The organism is Nocardiopsis mwathae (assembly GCF_014201195.1).
Lineage (GTDB): Bacteria > Actinomycetota > Actinomycetes > Streptosporangiales > Streptosporangiaceae > Nocardiopsis_C > Nocardiopsis_C mwathae.
Genome location: NZ_JACHDS010000001.1, coordinates 896,562 through 913,117, shown reverse-complemented (window position 1 = coordinate 913,117; position 16,556 = coordinate 896,562). Strand labels below are relative to the sequence as shown.

The 16,556-nt window shown below is 64.4% G+C and carries 16 protein-coding genes; 15 read left to right on the top strand and 1 reads right to left on the bottom strand.

Going from position 1 to position 16,556, the window contains the following annotated elements:
• Positions 1-32 precede the first annotated feature (32 nt).
• The 9 genes from HNR23_RS03530 to HNR23_RS03490 all read left to right on the top strand — a co-directional run bounded on the left by HNR23_RS03530 (position 33) and on the right by HNR23_RS03490 (position 8,203).
• Positions 33-656 carry a hypothetical protein gene (locus HNR23_RS03530; RefSeq protein ID WP_184073409.1) on the top strand — a complete coding sequence of 208 codons (624 nt, stop codon included), beginning with the start codon at positions 33-35 and terminating at the stop codon, positions 654-656.
• Positions 657-900: 244 nt separating this feature from the next.
• Complete coding sequence (locus HNR23_RS03525) at positions 901-2,316, top strand: hypothetical protein (RefSeq protein ID WP_184073407.1); 1,416 nt, start codon at positions 901-903, stop codon at positions 2,314-2,316.
• The gene (locus tag HNR23_RS03520) at positions 2,291-2,797 is read left to right on the top strand and encodes a hypothetical protein (protein WP_184073405.1); all 507 of its coding nucleotides are present in this window, start codon (positions 2,291-2,293) and stop codon (positions 2,795-2,797) included. The genes HNR23_RS03525 and HNR23_RS03520 overlap by 26 nt, the downstream gene beginning before the upstream one ends.
• 56 nt (positions 2,798-2,853) lie before the next feature.
• On the top strand, positions 2,854-3,252 hold the full coding sequence (locus HNR23_RS03515; RefSeq protein ID WP_184073403.1) for a hypothetical protein: 399 nt from the start codon (positions 2,854-2,856) through the stop codon (positions 3,250-3,252).
• Between the two features lie 196 nt (positions 3,253-3,448).
• Positions 3,449-4,372: a DUF3592 domain-containing protein gene (locus HNR23_RS27385; RefSeq protein WP_184073401.1), complete on the top strand. Its 924-nt coding sequence runs from the start codon at positions 3,449-3,451 to the stop codon at positions 4,370-4,372.
• Positions 4,373-4,565: 193 nt separating this feature from the next.
• Positions 4,566-4,895, top strand: a complete 330-nt coding sequence (locus tag HNR23_RS03505; RefSeq protein WP_221308023.1) for a hypothetical protein — start codon at positions 4,566-4,568, stop codon at positions 4,893-4,895.
• A 58-nt stretch (positions 4,896-4,953) separates the two neighbouring features.
• Positions 4,954-6,585 (top strand): alpha/beta hydrolase, encoded by a 1,632-nt coding sequence (locus HNR23_RS27380; protein WP_184073399.1) that lies wholly within the window; start codon positions 4,954-4,956, stop codon positions 6,583-6,585.
• A gap of 14 nt (positions 6,586-6,599) precedes the next feature.
• Positions 6,600-7,073 (top strand): hypothetical protein, encoded by a 474-nt coding sequence (locus HNR23_RS03495; protein ID WP_184073397.1) that lies wholly within the window; start codon positions 6,600-6,602, stop codon positions 7,071-7,073.
• Positions 7,074-7,186: 113 nt separating this feature from the next.
• Entirely contained in the window at positions 7,187-8,203 is a 1,017-nt protein-coding gene (locus HNR23_RS03490; RefSeq protein WP_184073394.1) for a Yip1 family protein, read from the top strand.
• Positions 8,204-8,968: 765 nt separating this feature from the next.
• On the opposite strand, the gene HNR23_RS03485 is transcribed toward HNR23_RS03490, so the two are convergent.
• The gene (locus HNR23_RS03485; RefSeq protein ID WP_184073392.1) at positions 8,969-10,102 is read right to left on the bottom strand and encodes a sensor histidine kinase; all 1,134 of its coding nucleotides are present in this window, start codon (positions 10,100-10,102) and stop codon (positions 8,969-8,971) included.
• A 263-nt stretch (positions 10,103-10,365) separates the two neighbouring features.
• On the opposite strand from HNR23_RS03485, the gene HNR23_RS03480 reads away from it, so the two are divergent.
• The 6 genes from HNR23_RS03480 (at position 10,366) to HNR23_RS03455 (ending at position 16,509) form a co-directional block, all read left to right on the top strand.
• Positions 10,366-11,001 (top strand): response regulator transcription factor, encoded by a 636-nt coding sequence (locus HNR23_RS03480; protein ID WP_184073390.1) that lies wholly within the window; start codon positions 10,366-10,368, stop codon positions 10,999-11,001.
• A 192-nt stretch (positions 11,002-11,193) separates the two neighbouring features.
• Positions 11,194-11,907 (top strand): ABC transporter ATP-binding protein, encoded by a 714-nt coding sequence (locus tag HNR23_RS03475; protein WP_184073388.1) that lies wholly within the window; start codon positions 11,194-11,196, stop codon positions 11,905-11,907.
• On the top strand, positions 11,904-12,716 hold the full coding sequence (locus tag HNR23_RS03470; RefSeq protein ID WP_184073386.1) for an ABC transporter permease: 813 nt from the start codon (positions 11,904-11,906) through the stop codon (positions 12,714-12,716). Before HNR23_RS03475 ends, HNR23_RS03470 begins: the two co-directional genes overlap by 4 nt.
• A complete protein-coding gene (locus HNR23_RS03465; protein WP_184073384.1) occupies positions 12,713-13,462 on the top strand; it encodes an ABC transporter in 750 nt (249 codons plus the stop codon). The genes HNR23_RS03470 and HNR23_RS03465 overlap by 4 nt, the downstream gene beginning before the upstream one ends.
• Positions 13,463-13,583: 121 nt before the next feature.
• A complete protein-coding gene (locus HNR23_RS03460; protein ID WP_184073382.1) occupies positions 13,584-14,126 on the top strand; it encodes a MarR family winged helix-turn-helix transcriptional regulator in 543 nt (180 codons plus the stop codon).
• Entirely contained in the window at positions 14,032-16,509 is a 2,478-nt protein-coding gene (locus tag HNR23_RS03455) for a PEP/pyruvate-binding domain-containing protein (protein WP_184073380.1), read from the top strand. The genes HNR23_RS03460 and HNR23_RS03455 overlap by 95 nt, the downstream gene beginning before the upstream one ends.
• Positions 16,510-16,556: the final 47 nt, after the last annotated feature.

Below are 16,556 nucleotides of genomic sequence, written 5' to 3'. Positions count from 1 at the left end.
TTCCGGGCCTCGCTCGTCCACCGAAGGAACGGATGACGTTCGACATGACGAGAATCGCCGCAGCTGGTTTCGCACTCACAGGGACGGTCCTGTTCGCCGCAGGGTGCGGTGGCGGGGTCGACGAGGTAGCCCCGGATGCGACCCCCCAACAGGAACAGGACAGCAGTGACACGGAGGGGCGGGAAGCCTCGGGCGACACCGTGACCGTCGGCGCGCTGACCTTCACTCCTCCGGCCGACATGGTCAAGTACGAACCTGAGAACGACACACTCGCCTCGCTCACCCTCACCCCGGAGGACACCGTAGAGTCCTACCCCCACGACTGGGAGCCGCCCGCGATCCTCGTCTTCGAAGAAGACAGCAATCCCATTTTTGGCGCCCCCATCATGATCAGCGGGAAGATCAAAGCGTGGGACCCTGATGCGGAGATCACCAGCGAAGACGACATCGAGGTCCCCGGCTCGATCAACGCCTCCTTGATGAAGAGCCACTACAAGGACGTAGACGGCTACCCCACTGTCCAATGGGACCTGCTCATCGGTGGAGAGAAGGAGGACGAGCACTTCGTCTTGCGGTACGGAGCCCATGTCGACGAGTTCGACGAGCAGGCCGCGAAGGCCATGGTGGCCTCCGCCCGCGTCGGCGAGGAAGGCTGAGCCGGGACGCCGGATCGTCCCCCAACCACCTACTGCAGTCCCGTGGACGGGGCTGCCCGTGCCCGTGGGCCTATTGCCCACTGAGGTTGGGTACTTGATTGGGTCTTTGAACTCTTCCTCGCCCGACTACTCCGGCTCTACTGTCATCTGCCATTGAGCTGAATCGGCCACCCGAGCGAGAGTGCGATGCTCTCCCCGACCTCGTGTCTCGACTCTCCCGGTGGTGGCCTCGAGCGGACGGTAGATGATGATCGGGAGTAGAAGCCGCGGGGCGTTAACACGCTCCGACAGGGGCGCAGGATTCGTCGAGTACGCCGGCGTCGTCCTCACCATCGGCGTGATCGTCGTCGCGCTCCTCGCGACCGGCTTCACCCAGAGCTCGAACCAGATCGTCGCCTCGATCAAGGACTCCGTGTGCGAGGCGTTCAACTTCGTCGGCCTGGAGAGCGAGTGCAACAACCGGCAGCGGCTCGCCGATGAGGAGTACGAGCCGGACAAGTGCCTGGTGTCGAAGAACACCGACATCGGCGGCGGAAGCATCAGCGTGCTTTTCGTCGACGTCGGCCAGGACTACGCCTTCATCAAGGAGGAGTTCTCCGACGGCACCACCAAGATCACGCTGGTCGACGGCGACATGGTCGGCGTCAGCACCGGTGCCGGTGTCTCGGTGGACCTCGGCGGGTCCTCCAAGATCGGCGCCGAGGTCGATGTCGGAGCCGGCATGACGCTGGAGAACGGCAGCTCGTGGGTGTTCGACTCCCCTGCGGAGGCCAAGGCCATGGAGGACGAACTCGCCAAGTTCCAGAAGGTCGACGCCCTCTCCAAGAACACCGTCGGTCAGATCCCGCTGATCGGCGGCTGGGCCCGCGAGCAGACCAACAACCTCATCGGGCCGGACATCCCCGACCCCGACATCACCCGCACCACGCTCGGCACCGAGGCGGGCGTCGACGGCTACCTCGGTCTGAAGTTCGGTTCGAAGAAGCCGGACCGCGGGGGCCAGGACGGCGACAAGGACAACGGCTGGGGGCTGAACCCCAACCTCGGGCTGGACGGCGCCATCCAGGTCCAGGCGGCGATGGGTGAGGAGCGCAACCGCAAGACCGGCGAGACCACGACGATCTACGAGATCGGCGGGTCCGCCAGTATCGCCGCCGACGGCCAGGTCAAGAAGGGGACGGCCGGTATCGACCGGACCGGCGCCATCAAGATCACCGAGGACGAGAAGGGCAACATCACCAAGCTGGAGCTCACGCAGGTGAAGGACGATGGTGTCGGTATGGCACCGGTGATCACCACCACCGAGATCGACGTCGAGAGCGCCGAGGAGGGGGAGATGGTCAAGGAATGGATGGGCATGTTCGCCGATGACAACGTCATTCCCCTGACCTGGGATGCCGCCGACCCCACCGAGCTCAGCGAGAACCCCACCCCGTTCGAGGAGTGGGTGTTCGAGAACGGGAAGACCACCAGGGCCAGCTACGACGGTGAGGACAACACCCACAAGGTCGGCGCCGAGGTCAAGCTCGGATTGAAGTTCGGCTTCGGCGGGACCTGGGGCGGGACGTCCCAGGACATCAGTGAAGCCGAGTACCTCGGAGCCCCCAACAACGGAAGTCGGGAGTATGTGCCCTATGAAGCGTGCAGCAAGGACGACTAGCGCGGCCGTCTTCGGCGCCGCCCTCCTCACGGCCCTTGCGGGCTGCGGGGCGGACGGCGGAGGACCCGCGGAGGCGCCGGACGGCTTCACCGACGAGTCGGCGGAGGGGATCTCCTACGCCCTGCCGTCCGACTTCGATGAGGACCGTGCGCAGGTGGACGTGATGCTGGCCGGCGACGAGGTCGACAGCGCGGCGGCCGTCGGCGGGACCGCGCAGGCCGAGATCAAGTTCGAGCCGAAATTCGAGTACCTGGACAAGGACTGGGACTACGAGGTTGCGGGTGTCCCCGACTCCGAGCGCTACGACTACACCTACGAGTTCGACGGCGACGAGGACATCGACACCATCCGCGGGGTCGACATCGCGATGAAGCTCGAGGATGGCCGGGGAGTGCTGTTCCGGCTGACCGGAGACCACACCTATCTGGACGACGAACTGGTCGACCAGATCACCGGCACGGTCCACTCACCCGAAGACTGAACCCCCGGTCTGTCGCGCACCTGTTTGAAGCCGGATGAAAGGAGTTCCGAGTCCGCATGGACTTGATCAAGCCATGGGCGATCGGGCTCGTGGTCTATGCCGTCACCACTGTGCTCGGCATCAGAATCATGCTTGAGTACGCCACGGTGGAACAGCTGGAAGTCCTCTGGAGCGCGGTGGTCTGGCAGGCCGCGGTCAGCTTCGTGGTCTACTTCCTCGCCGCGTCGATGTCGGCGATCGTCCACCGCCCCCAGGAGGGGCGGCGCGGTACCCGGCGCAGCGCGGTGGCCTGTCTCGCCATTCCGGTGACGGGAACGCTGCTCTACCTGATCGACGGTCTCCTCGTCACCGGGGTGAGCAGTGGAGCGGTGATGGGCGGTCTGCTGGCGTGGAACGCCACAGCCGTCGCCGGCGCCATCGTCGGGTGGCAGCTCATCCGGACCATGCGTGCCTGACACCAGGGGCCGACTCGCGACTCGTCCGGCCGGCGCCGGACCGCCGGTCTGCCGGGTGCCGGGAGCGCGACCGCGTTCCCGGCACTCACGCCGCCCGACCGGGAGGTTCCCACCCCATCCGGTCATGACGCACCGATCGGCGTGAAGGTACGATGCACGCTGCGTTTTCCTCCCGATCCGAGAAGCGGTGTCAGTAGTGTCCGATCTCGACCCCAGTACGATCCTGTTCGCCGTCGCCATCGGTCTGTTCCTCGTCTACAACGTGGCGAAACCGACCTTCGAGCGGCTCCGGAAGCGGACCCTGCAACGCCGGGGCGTGGACGCGGAGGCCGTTGTCGCGTCGGTCGGACCGCTGGCTCCTCCCCAGCGCACCGAGCACCCCTTCACGCTGCGTTTCCGCTCCCCGTCCGGCGCTGAGCACGTGAGCGAGCTGTCGGGCGGCTTCGGCGGCATCGTGCCCGTGGTGGGGTGGCGGGTCCCCATCCGGTTCGACCCGCACAACCCCTCCAACGTGGAGATCGCGCACAATCCCTACCTGCACCCGCTTCCCGGCGCTCCCGAGCCGAAGAAATCGTCGGCCGTGGACACGTACGTCCACAACTTCCTCTTCGTCGCGACCATCGCGTCGATGCTGACCGTTCTGCTGTTCTACGAGGCCCTTGGGGACGCCGGGCCCGTGGCGTTCGGCGCGATCTTCGTCTTCAGCGGACTCCTGGCCCTGCTGCGCGGGATCTGGTCCGGGGTCGAGAGCTCCACGCTGCGCCGTTCGTCCGGGCGTGCTTTCGCCACGGTCACCCACTCGTGGGAGGAGCCGTCCCAGCGCCGTTCCCGCAACAGGTCCCACATCACCACGTCGGCCATGACGACGTGGGTGAACGCGTTCACGGTGCTGTTCGACCTGCCCGACGGCCGGCAGGTCCACCGCCGTGCGCCCGTCGCGTCGAGCGCCACCCGCTACGAGCCGGGGCAGCGGCTGGAGGTCCTTTACGACCAGTCGGACCCGACGGTGATCGCCGTCGGCTCCTGGCAGTCGAGCACGGTCGCCCCAGTGGCCGGAATCGGGCTCGGCACTCTGTTCATCCTCGTCGGCCTGGTGATCGCCCTCTTCTTCCCGGCATGACCTACGGCTGCCGAGGCGATCCCACGAGTCGGCGAACCGATCGACCGCCGGACACCTCCGGCGATGCGCCTACACAATTGGCCTGATCCGGCCACGTGCCGCCCGGCTCCCCGCCGCTCCCCCTTGCCGCAATTCCCTCATAATGACGATATTGTCCGCCCCGCACGTACTTCAATGATGGAATGAGTGAGTCTTGAGCGAAGAAATCGGTGTCAATGTCGTCGCGGGCAAGAGCAAAGGCGAGGCCGCCGAGACGCTCGCCGAGGCCATGGTCGGCCTGACCGACACCTTCGAAACAATGCTCGAAGACATCCGTAGCCCTGCCGCCGAGTTCCCCGTGCGCCAGGGCTACGACAAGTTCCGAGAAGACACCTCCGTCTTCCTCGGCGAGCTCCAGATCCACGGACTGCGACTCAGCGAGAACATCAAGTCCGGCGCATCCGCAGCCGCCAAGAACGACTACGACGCCTCCGAAGACTTCCAAGGCGCCTGGCCCGGCCTCAGCCGCAGCGTCAACGGCTGATTCTTTCCCCATTCCCACACTCCCCCGACCCCCCAACCCCCAACTCCAGGAGACACCTGTGGCGAAGTTCGAGTTCAGCGAATCCGGCTGCACCTTCATACCGGACCTGACAATCGCCCGCGAGGGAAGACTCCGGGACTTCGTTGAAGACTTCGAGACGTTCATGGGTCGCATCACCGGCCGCTCAGGAAACCTCTACGACGAGTTCAACAGCTCATCCGTCGAGTTCAGCGACCTGATCGCGTGGAAGATCACCGACGAAGCCGACTACGACCAGTCCAAGTGGCAGGAAGCAGTCCTCTCCATCTCCTACCTGATCGCGGTCACGAGCGAATGGGCCGACATCGTCGAAGACTACAAAGACACTCGCCAGATGAACATAGACAGGTGGAAGAACTCCGAGAGGCTACACCTGAAGAAAATTCAGAACGCAGAGAGAAATGATAGCACGGTCTGGACTGGCGCCAAGGACCGTGCCATTGATGCCATGAAGAAGGACTTCAAAGAACAGAGAAAGAAAGCACAGAAGGACTGGGAAAAATTCGAGGAAGACGCCGAGGAAATAGGCGACAAACTAAAGAAAGGAGCCACCGAAGACAACATTCGACAACTGCAGGATGCGGGGTATCTCAGTTGGGCTCCATACAACATCATGGGATCGCAGTACGACAAGCCAGAGATCCCAGAGATCCCCGACTTTGGCCACGGCGTACCAAAGCCGGGAAGTGACCCCGAAGATGTGAACCTGTGGTGGGAGAACCTGAGCCCCGCAAAGCAAAAAGAGTTGAAGGCGGATTACCCCGACGAGTTGCGCATGATGAATGGGATACCTGTTATCGTGCGCGACGAGCTTAATCAAGCTTTCCTAGAAAAGGAGGTTGAACGAGCCAAGGCTGAGCATGGCGAGAAGAGCACCGAGTTCGAGGAGCTCGAACAACTCATGAAAAATCTGAACGAGGAGGACAATAATGCATACCTACTGGCCCTGGACACCAGCGGTGGAGTGGGACGCGCCATCGTATCCGAGGGGAATCCAGATACTGCCGATAACGTCGCGACTCTCGTTCCCGGAACCGACACCGACTGGATGAGCGTAAACGGTCAGCACGGTCGGGCCCAACGCCTGAAGTCAGATGCAGATGCGGTACTCGGCGAAGACTCAGGGGTGAACAACGCAGTGATCAGCTGGATCGGATATGATGCACCGACAAAGGTTGAAGCACCGTTCCCCTTTAATGTGAAATCCGGCGCAGACGAACTCATTGATTTTCAGGCCGGGTTGAGCGCCACCCAGCAGGGCAATCCACCAAACACAACACTTATCGGCCATAGCTATGGATCAACAGTAGTGGGGCACGCTCTCCAAAAGTCGGAGAGAGCTTCAAGCGACGACGACCAGAACTCAGGACCCCTGCTGGAGGTGGATAACGTCATCGCTGTGGGAAGTCCGGGAATGGATGTCCAGCACGTCAGCGAATTGAACATTCCATCGAGCAATGTACACGTCTCGCAGGGGGACGACGACTGGATCTCCAGCACTCCGGACTGGGCACATGGCAGCGACCCCAGCTCGGATGAGTTCGGGGCCACGGTGTTCGATTCTCCTGGATACGGACATTCGGATTACTTCAACACCCCCCGAAGTGGCCCCATGGTCTACATGGGTGAAGTCATCGCGGGCACTAGATAGAAATGGAGACACAGATGATGCGTGCCCTATCAGCTGCGGCGCTAGGCCTTCTCATTGGTCTTCTCAGTGGGTGCGGAATTCTCTATAGGAGCACAATCGACGAAGATGAGGCAGCTGAGCGGGTAGATCTATACGTTGAGGAAGCCATGGGCGCTCTCCCAGAACAGGCCCGACTTGAACCATTCGGCAGTTCCACCAGCGCATCCTGCGATGAAAATCGCGTCGACCGAGTCACCGTCGACAGACAGTTCTGGGTAAAAGACCTCCCCGAGGAAGAAAACGAGCAAACCATGCAAATGATCTATGATCATTGGATCGACAGTGGTTACGATCTTGTGTCAGATGAGCGACCTCGTGATGTTCGATTCCACTTCGAGAACGATGCCGATGACTTCAAGATGTTCGCAAGCGAGAACAGATCCGGAGATATTTCCATTGGGGCGGTTTCGCCGTGCATCTGGACAGAAGGAACCCCCCGGCAAAGATAGGGACACGGATCAGATCGTTCCTCAACATTAGAGAACACTCCTTCCTGGTCAGGATTTCCCACTGGCGAGCACACTTTCGTTGCCCTTAAACACGAACAGGAAGGAACCTCCAGATGGACAGCATTGAGGCTACAGACAGCCCCAAACATCCAAATAGCGTCGCAATCACCGGCTGGCGCCCAATAGTAATTTCCACCATTTTCGGCGCGCTACTTCCCTGGCTTTGGTTCGCCATGGCAAGCGCTGAGCTCGGCCAGACCGCCTGGATAGGTGTCGCAATGATGCTTGGCTTCCTGGCCCCACCGTTTTTCCTTATTAACATTGCAGTATCGGTATTGGTATGGGGGGTCGTGTGGCTGGCTCTGCGGCTGATGAGGGTCCCCCGACCGGCCGCGATCTCAGGTATGGCGACTGGGGCACAAGTCACGGCATCATTGATGACGGCCATTTCCATTGTCGCTTTCGCTGATTTTTGGATACTTCCATTCATTGCAATGAGCATTGGTGGCGCCTTAGCATGTGGCTCTGGAGCATACTTCGCAACCCGCGACAAAAATGGAATCGGACCTGGACCACTGGTTCTTGTTGTTTTTGCAATTTTCGTTGGCATCGTGGGAATGGTGGTAATGGCGATAGACGCCTGGGAAGAGAGGAGCCTTATTCAAGAAGAGACTCAACAGCAATCGAAGGCGATACGGAGTGATCTCAAGAAGTGCGGCGATAAGTTTGCAGTCATTGATGGGGATAAATGGAACTGGGTAGGGGCGTCCACGGATTCGCTCAGGGGCTGCGTGGGAGTTGATTACCGGGCGGGAGGCGATTACCAGAACCCCCAGTATGAGCGTGTGAGTATTTACTCGGATCGAAATGAGGGGGACTATGATGCGGATTGCGATTATTACATCTGCGACGAGAAGGAAGATTATCTTCTCGTCTGGGGGAAGGAGAGCAAATTTGAAGAGGCGAGAGTCCAGATGAATGAGGACATGCTTGTGCGTATACGGGGATCCGAGTTGAGCGAGAAGCAGGTACAGGAGATCCTAGGGCAACTGCGGATGGCTACTCCGGAAGAGCGTGAGGATCTCATCAAGTCTGTGGCCGAGGATCTTGCTGAAGAGCGTTTCTCGTAAGGATTTCAGCGCTCCGATAGGTGGGTCATGAGACTTATTCGTAGGCGCTCCAATCCGAATCCGAAGCAGTGTTGAAACGTTAGGTGCAGGCTCCGCATGACCGACATCAGACCAGCTCCCGCCATCGGGATGTTCGAGTCCCAGGATCACCCTTGCACTCCAACCTACTTCTTCACCGAATCAGTCTCAGAACCTCCCGACTCAGATTCAGCTCCACACGTCCCGTTCTCAACGATTACGGACTCTAGCCGGAAACCGACCCCCAGGATCGCAGCTACAACAGCAGCTACCCCCACGGAAAAGTTTGGTTGCAACAACATCAGGGCAAGCAGGGCAAAGCACACAGTGAAGCATATCTTCCAGTACAGTTCGGCATTGTTCTTGTTTGTACGCACAAGGTGATTCTAACGTGTTCTGGTGCGCCAGCACATCCGGAGGAATCATGTAGCAGGGCTCAGCGGGATAGTGTCGTCGGCGGGGCTGGGCAAGCGAGTCCTGTCCCTCTGAATAAATCGTATGACGGATGCCCTGGCCCGACCCTCTCCCCGAATGATCCTGGGGAATCATCGGGCGAAACGGACAGCCTCGGATGTAATCCCATGGTCATCGTCAGGGAGGCGCCGAAGCTTTCGGATCGCGGAAGCGGCTGCACGCGAAGCGGAAGGCAGGGCTTCCTCTGGGCCCCAAGGCACCGCCCCTCTCCCAGAGCACACGGGTGGCGCGCTGCCCCCGTACGTCAACTCCGAGGCGCATGTTGGGAAGCGCTCAGTTCTCCACTACCAGCGGGAGCTCGGCCAGGACGCTCGTCCCTCCGCCGAGACGGTTGGCCACGGTCAGGCGTCCGCCGACAGATTCGACCCGTTCGCGCATCCCAGAGATTCCCGAACCTGCCCCCTCCCTGGCGAGGAGCCCCGTGCCATCGTCGTTGACCCGCACGACGAGCTTCCCCTCGACAGGCGCCACCATGAGTTCGCATCGTTCGGCCGCCGCATGCCGAATGATGTTGCTCAGTGCTTCCTGAACGACCCGGGTGGCCACGAACGTGACGTCTCTTCCGCACTCAGGGAGGTCGATGTGGGCATCCACGGTCAACCCGCTCACCGTCGCCGCCGTCACCGTTTCGCGTAACGCGGCGGCAGGGCTGCGACCGCCGTTGGCGCCGACCCATGAGTGGTCGCGCCGACGCATGGCCCGCACCAGGGACTGCACCTGCCCCAGTGCGTCACGCGAACGATTCTCGATGTCTTCCAGGGCTTCGAGCATCTCTTCCTTGTCCGAGGACGACACGGCGCGCGCGATGCCGGCTTGTGCGCTGATGGTGCTCAACGCGTGCCCCACGATGTCATGGACCTCACGGGCCATTGCGGCCTCTCGCTGCACGTGTTCGAACTCGGCCTGCTGGCGTTCCGCGCGACGGACCGCACTGAGCCGCTCCCCTTCGACGTGCCCGAGCAGCCAGGCGACACCGATCGCGCCGAAACCGAAGACGACCCTCTGCATGAGATCCTGCGTCGATCCGCTGACTCCCAGCACAAGTGTGGCCAAGACGAGGACTCCCACGACGACCGAACCGGCGCCACGTGTCGGGAACTTGCGCTGCAACGCCAGCGGGTACAGACACCAGGCCACTGAGACCATGGGGTCAGTCGTGGCAGAGACGAACCAGCCGACCGCTGTGGACACGAGTGCCACGGAGACCGCCGCACTCGGCGCTTTCCAGCGGAGCACCATGGCGCCACTCACGAGTACCGCCAAGCCGGCGCCGAGCCACCGATCCCCGCCCGGCGCGAGCATCGAGGGGATCCAGAACACCAGGACGACGGCCGCCGCGGCGGCGATATCGACGAGCAGCGAGACGGCGGAGCGCCGACTAGACGTGTCCTTGGCATCTCTCTTCATGCGCCGATTCCACCATCGTTATCTGGAATGCTCGACTGCCGTGCCACCAGCGCGGACCGATGCGACGCCTGCGCACACCATGAGTTGACCAGAACTGTGAGTTGTACGATGATCCTGCAAGCTAGGCACAAGTTCCTGTCGGGGCCAGCGGAGGACGAATGAACTGGCAGGCACCTGAATCGTCCTCCCCTGTTCAGGTGGACGCTGCCCGTGTCAGCGGAGGCGGGGACGAGGTGGCTCCCGGGTCCTCCATAGATGTTTTCATGGCCGACGATGATGCCGGGTTTCTGCGCGCCTATGGGAAGTTCTTCGCGAAGGTCCCGGACATGAACCTGGTCGGCGTCTCCGACAGCGGAAGAGGGCTGGTCGAGCGCTTGGCCACACTGGAACCAGACGTCCTCCTGCTCGATGTCGAAATGCCAGGACCGACCGGCATCGAGGTCGCCCGCGCCCTGCACCGGCTTTCCCTTCCAACACGGATCGTGATGCTCACTGCGTTCGACCGCGAAGAGTATGTGCATGAGGCCTTGCGTTACGGTGCGTCGGGTTTTCTCCTGAAGAACGCCTCGCCCGTTCAGATCCTGAGCGCGATCAGAGCCGTCCACGCAGGACACGCATCATTGGCGTTGGACGTGACCTCGCGGTTGGTCGAGCACTTTCCTGCCAGCAAGGACGGCGACCGCACCGGACCACGTGGAGATCATCCGGCCTTCACAGAGCAGCAGATCAACATCTGCCGGCTCCTGGCGGCGGGCTACAAGAGCCAGGACATCGCGGGCGAACTTCATTTGAGCAACGAGACCGTGCGCACGTATGTCCGGCGAATGTTCGAGAAGTTCGGAGTGAAGAACCGGACCCAGCTCGTCGCCCTGGCGTACAAATCGGGTGTCCTTCGCTGAGGCCGTTCGCCCCTCGGGCCGCCGTCGTGGTGTCCGGGAGGGTTCGGTGCAGGGTTCCACGGGACACCTGGGGAGCAGATCGGCCGTCTCCGGTCTGAGAAGTGTCCCCATTCGGGTGTCAGCGCGGCGGATCCATGGGTGTGACGCTGGAGCCGCCAGCAGGAGGAGATGAGCCCCAGGGATCCGGTGTCGATGATCGAACTGACCAACGTTTCGAAGCAGTACGGGCCCAAGCTCGCTGTGGACGGGGTGAGCTTCAGCGCCGTCCCCGGACGAGTCACCGGGTTTCTCGGGCCCAACGGCGCCGGGAAGTCCAGCACACTGCGGATTCTCCTAGGGGTGGACCGGGCTACATCCGGCACCGCGTTGATCGACGGCCAACCGTACCCCTCTCTCCAGCAGCCGTTGCGCACGGTAGGGGCGATGCTCGACGGGGCTTCGGCGCTGCCCGAGCGTCGCGGGATCGACCACCTGCGCTGGATCGCACAGTCCAATCGGATTCCGGCCCAGCGTATCGGCGAAGTGCTGGAGACCGTAGGCCTCACGGACGCGGCCAAAGTACGGGTACGGAAGTACTCCCTCGGGATGCAGCAGCGTCTGGGACTGGCTGCCGCGCTGCTCGGCGAACCTCGCATCCTGGTTCTCGACGAGCCGGTCAACGGCCTCGACCCGGAGGGCATCCGCACCATTCGCACGTTCCTGCGCAGCTATGCCGCGAAGGGCAACACCGTGCTGCTCTCCAGCCACCTGATGGGCGAGACGGAGGAGACAGCAGATGACGTGGTGATCATCAATAGAGGCCGCATCATCGCCAGTGGCCCCCTGGAGGAAGTCACTGCTGGACACCCTTCGCTCGAAGAGGCGTTCTTCGCGCTCACCGGCACCCAGTCCGGTCTGAGCTGGTGAGCGGCATGCAGGGCATCATCCGTTCAGAGCTGACCAAAATCCGCACGCTTCCCAGTGTCGGGATTGTCAGCGGAATCCTTATCGCTTTGAGCGTCTTCTTCCAGTTCCAAGGCCTGGCATCGGCACGAGAAGCACTGTCCACCTTGGATGACGACGGCATGCACTGGTGGTACGGCAGGCCGGTCCCCGCAGACCTCGACATCCTCGCCTCGATGGCCAGCGGTGTGTTCAACCCGGGGATCTTCTTCCCGGTACTCGGCGCGGTGATCGCCGGTGCCGAGTACCGCACCGGCCAACTGGGTCTCAGTGTGCTCGCCGTGCCTTCTCGTCCCCGCCTTCTCCTAGCCAAGAGCGTCGCCACAGCTCTTTACGTGTTCGGCTTCGGTCTGCTTTTCGCAGCGCTCACCATGAGCTTCACCTACGTCGCGGTCAGAGACTGGCAACCCGACCTGATCTGGAGGCCAGAGGCACTCAGTTCGATCGCGGGTTCGGTGCTGTTCATTGTCGCGATCACGCTGATGTCGTTCGCCGTCACCCTCCTCACCCGACGCGTTCTCATGGGCATTCTTCTGATGGGGGCGTTCCTCGCCCTGACCTTGACGCAGGCGTTCGCCGCAATCGCACCGGCCCTGGACGCTCTCACCCCCTTCAGCGCGGCACGGAACATGCTGCTGCAGAACAACGGTCTGGATCTTGGCGGTCCGCCCTTCACCTCCACTCCCGCGGTGGGCGCGATCGTCTTGGTCGCCTGGGTTGTCCTGACCACTCTCTGTGCCATGGTCGCCATTCAGCGGAGGGACGCCCGGTGAGCACCGCGAGCGAGCTGCCCGCCATCCGTCTGCGGGACATCGTGTCCGCAGAGGTGAGCAAAATCCTGACCCACCCGACCACCTTGGTCGCACTGGCACTCGCGGCGGCGGCGAACACGCTTTTCGCTGCTGTAGCCGCAAGCGAGGTCGTGCGCTTCGGCGCAGGCGATGACCTCGCACCGCTCTCCGCGTTCGCCCTGGTGATGTTCGCTCCCGTCTACGCGTTCCTCCTCATTCCCGTCTCCGCCACCGGCAGTGAGTACCACGGCGGACAGTTCCGGATCACCCTCGCCGCAGTGCCGGATCGAGGCCGACTCGCGTGCGGCAAGTTCCTGGCCATGACCGCGGTGGTCATCCCCGTGGCGGCCGCCGTACTCGCCCCGGGCCGCGTGGTCATCGGCCTCTCGGACGGGCTGAGTACGGGCGCAGTCGCCCTTGACCTCGGACGCTGGGTTCTCGCTTACACCGCCATGTCGGTCATCGCTTTCGGACTCGCGGCCGTCCTGCGCAGTACCGTCGCGCCCCTGGCCGTTTTCGTCGTGGTCGCCGTCTTCGCGGGGGGTGGGTTCGTGCAATGGCCGGAGGGGGTCCGTTTCCTACCGGACCAGGCCAGCATGAGCCTCCTGGGAACACCCGCCTTCGAGGTCACCGAGATCGCACCTGCGACCGCCGCCCTCACCCTCGCGGTTTGGGCTCTCGCTTCCCTCGCCGCGTACGCGCTGTCCCTGATGCGTCGCGACGCCTGAACCATCCCAGGACGACTTACCCGGGGGCCAGTTTTTCCTCTCCCTTACCTTCCGTCCATGGACCCCGGGCTTCCCCGCGGCGTAATTTGGCTGCTGTAAGGCAATAGATGCGGGATAGCAGATGGATGATCGCGAGCGCCTGATCGAGCTGGTCCGGTCGATGCAGCGGGACAGCATGCCCAGCCTCCTGCGGGTGCAGGAGGACGACGACCTGTCGATCGTCCACATCGCGCTCCTCCAGGTCCTCGACCGCGACCGCGGGCTGCTGGACGAGCACACCGACCCGACCGTCAAAGAACTGGCCGCGCTCATCGGCCGCTCCGAGTCGCGCACCAGCCGACTGGTGGACCGCATGGTGCGGCGCGGCCTGGTCGAGCGCTACGAGGACGACGCCGACCGCCGCGCCCGCCGCGTGCGCCTCTCCGAGGGCGGGGCCGCGGCCCTGCACCGGATCAGCGTCGCCCGCGTCGAGGCGCAGATGGCGCTGTGGGGCCACATGACCCGTGACGAGCAGCGGACGGTGATCCGCTGCATGGAGGTTTTCGCCGAAGCGGCAAGGAGGCTCCGGGATGAACGTGATCGCTCTGACCGAGATCGACGCGAGCATGATCTCGCAGGTCGGCGGCAAGGCCACCGGGCTCGGCGAGATGATCGCGCTGGGTGAACGGGTGCCACCGGGCTTCTGCCTGACCACCGACGCCTACCGGTCCGGCGCACTGTCCGAAGCCGAACTCCGCGACGCCTACGAGCGCATGGGCGGCGGCCGCGTCGCCGTGCGGTCCAGCGCCACCGCCGAGGACCTGCCCGGCGCCAGCTTCGCCGGCCAGCAGGACACCGTCCTCGACGTCGAGGGCGCCGACGCCCTGACCGCCGCCGTGCGCCACTGCTGGGACTCGCTGTTCTCCGCCCGCGCCGTCGCCTACCGCGACGCCAACGAGATCGCGCACGAAAGCGTGCACATGGCCGTCGTCGTGCAGCGCATGGTCGACGCCCGCGAGGCCGGGGTGCTGTTCACCGCCAACCCGCTGACCGGCAGCCGCTCCGAGATGGTCGTCGACGCCGCCCCCGGCCTGGGGACCGCGGTGGTCGACGGCTCCGTCGACGCCGACCACTACGTCCTGGGCGCCGGGGAGCCGGCCGGCCCCGCCGACGGCTGCCTGACCCGGGACCGGCTCGACGAGCTCCGAGCCGCCGGCGAACGCCTCCAGCGGCACTTCGGCTCCCCTCAGGACATCGAGTGGGCCTACGACGCCGAGGGCACTCTCTGGCTGCTGCAGTCGCGCCCGATCACCACCCTCTTCCCGCTGCCTCCGGCCACCGACCGCCCGCAACCCCGCCTCTACCTGGAGGTCGGCCACCTCCAGGGCATGCTCCGCCCGTTCACCCCCATGGGGTTCTCGACGCTGAAGCTCGTCTGGGCGCAGTGGTGCCGCCGGAACGGGGTCACGGCCGACCCCTTCGGCGAGTCCTCGATGATGGTCCCCATCGGCGGACGCCTGTACGGCGACCTGACCGACATCCTGCGCAGCAGCGTGCTGCGCGATGGGCTGGCCGAGGGGCTGGACGTCTACGGCCCGCGGGTTCGGGCGGCCATCGAGCACATGCTCGACGACCCGCGCTTCGCCCCGCGGCACGCCCTGCCCTTCCGCCTGGGCAGCGCACTGAGGATGACGGCCCGGCTCGGGCCGCCGGCGATCGTCGGCATCGCGTACTCGATCGCCCGCCCCCAGGCGGCGCGTGCCCGCGCGCACCGCGGTGTCGAGGGCATCCGGCGCACCACCCGGGGCCTGCCCGCATCCGCGACGCCCGCCGAGCGGATCGACTTCTTCGTCGAGCGCTCCGACGACGCGGTCGGGCGCGACCTGATGACGTGCATCTGGCCGGTGATGGCCGGGATACTCCTGTCCGTCGCACCCTCGGGGCTGCTCAAGGGCATCGCCACCGACGCCGAGATCGAGACCACCCTCGGCGGCATGCCGCACAACGTCACCACGGAGATGGACCTGGCCCTGTGGCGGATGGCCGAGCGCGCGGTCGAGCACCGCGAGCTGCTGCTGACCACCCCGCCCGGCGACCTCGCCGCACGGTACCGGGCGGGCACACTGCCCGACATCGGCCTCGCCGACTTCCTGGAGACCTACGGCCACCGCACCGCCGCCGAGATCGACATCGGTGTGCCCCGCTGGGCCGAGGACCCCGCGCCGCTCTTCGCGACGATCGCGAACTACCTGCGCGTCGACGACCCCGCGCAGGCACCCGACCGGCGCTTCGCGCGGGCGGTGGCCAAGGCCGAGACCATGATCGCCGAACTGTCGGAGCGGGCGCGCCGCGAGCGGCCGGTGCGCGGCCGCATCGCCGCGTTCCTCATGCGGCGCTCGCGCGAACTCGCCGGGCTGCGCGAGCTCGGAAAGTTCGCCTGGATGATCCCGTTCCTGCGGATGCGCAAGGAACTGCTGCTGATCGGCGAGGACCTCGCAGCCGAGGGCCGGCTCGACCGCGCCGACGACATCATGTTCCTCGACCTGCGCGAGGCCCGGGCCGCCGTGCACGGCGGCACCGACTACCGGAGCCTGGTCGCCGAACGGCGGGCGGTACACGAGCGCGAACTCCGGCGCCACACCGTCCCCTCGGCCCTGCTGTCGGACGGGACCGATGTCGAGACGCTGGTGCCGCGGCCGCCCGTGGAGGAGGGGACGCTGGTCGGGATGGGCGCGGCGCCCGGAACGGTGACCGGCAGGGCACGGGTGGTCCGCGACCCGGCCGGGGCGCACATCGAACCGGGCGAGATCCTGGTGGCCCCCACGACCGACCCCGGATGGACCCCGCTGTTCATGACGGCGGGCGGCCTGGTGACGGAGACCGGCTCACCCATCGCCCACGGCCCGACGGTGGCCCGCGAGTACGGCATCCCCGCGGTCATCTGCGTCCCGGACGCCACCCGGGAGATCGAGACCGGGCAGCTGATCACGATCGACGGGTCGGACGGCACCGTCGTCACGGAGATGGGAAAGGAGAAGGAGTCCGAGGCGGTGGAGGCGCGGGCCTGAGGCGGTCGGCGGCCGGGGCCGCGCCTCGTCCCCGAGGCGGGCTGGCT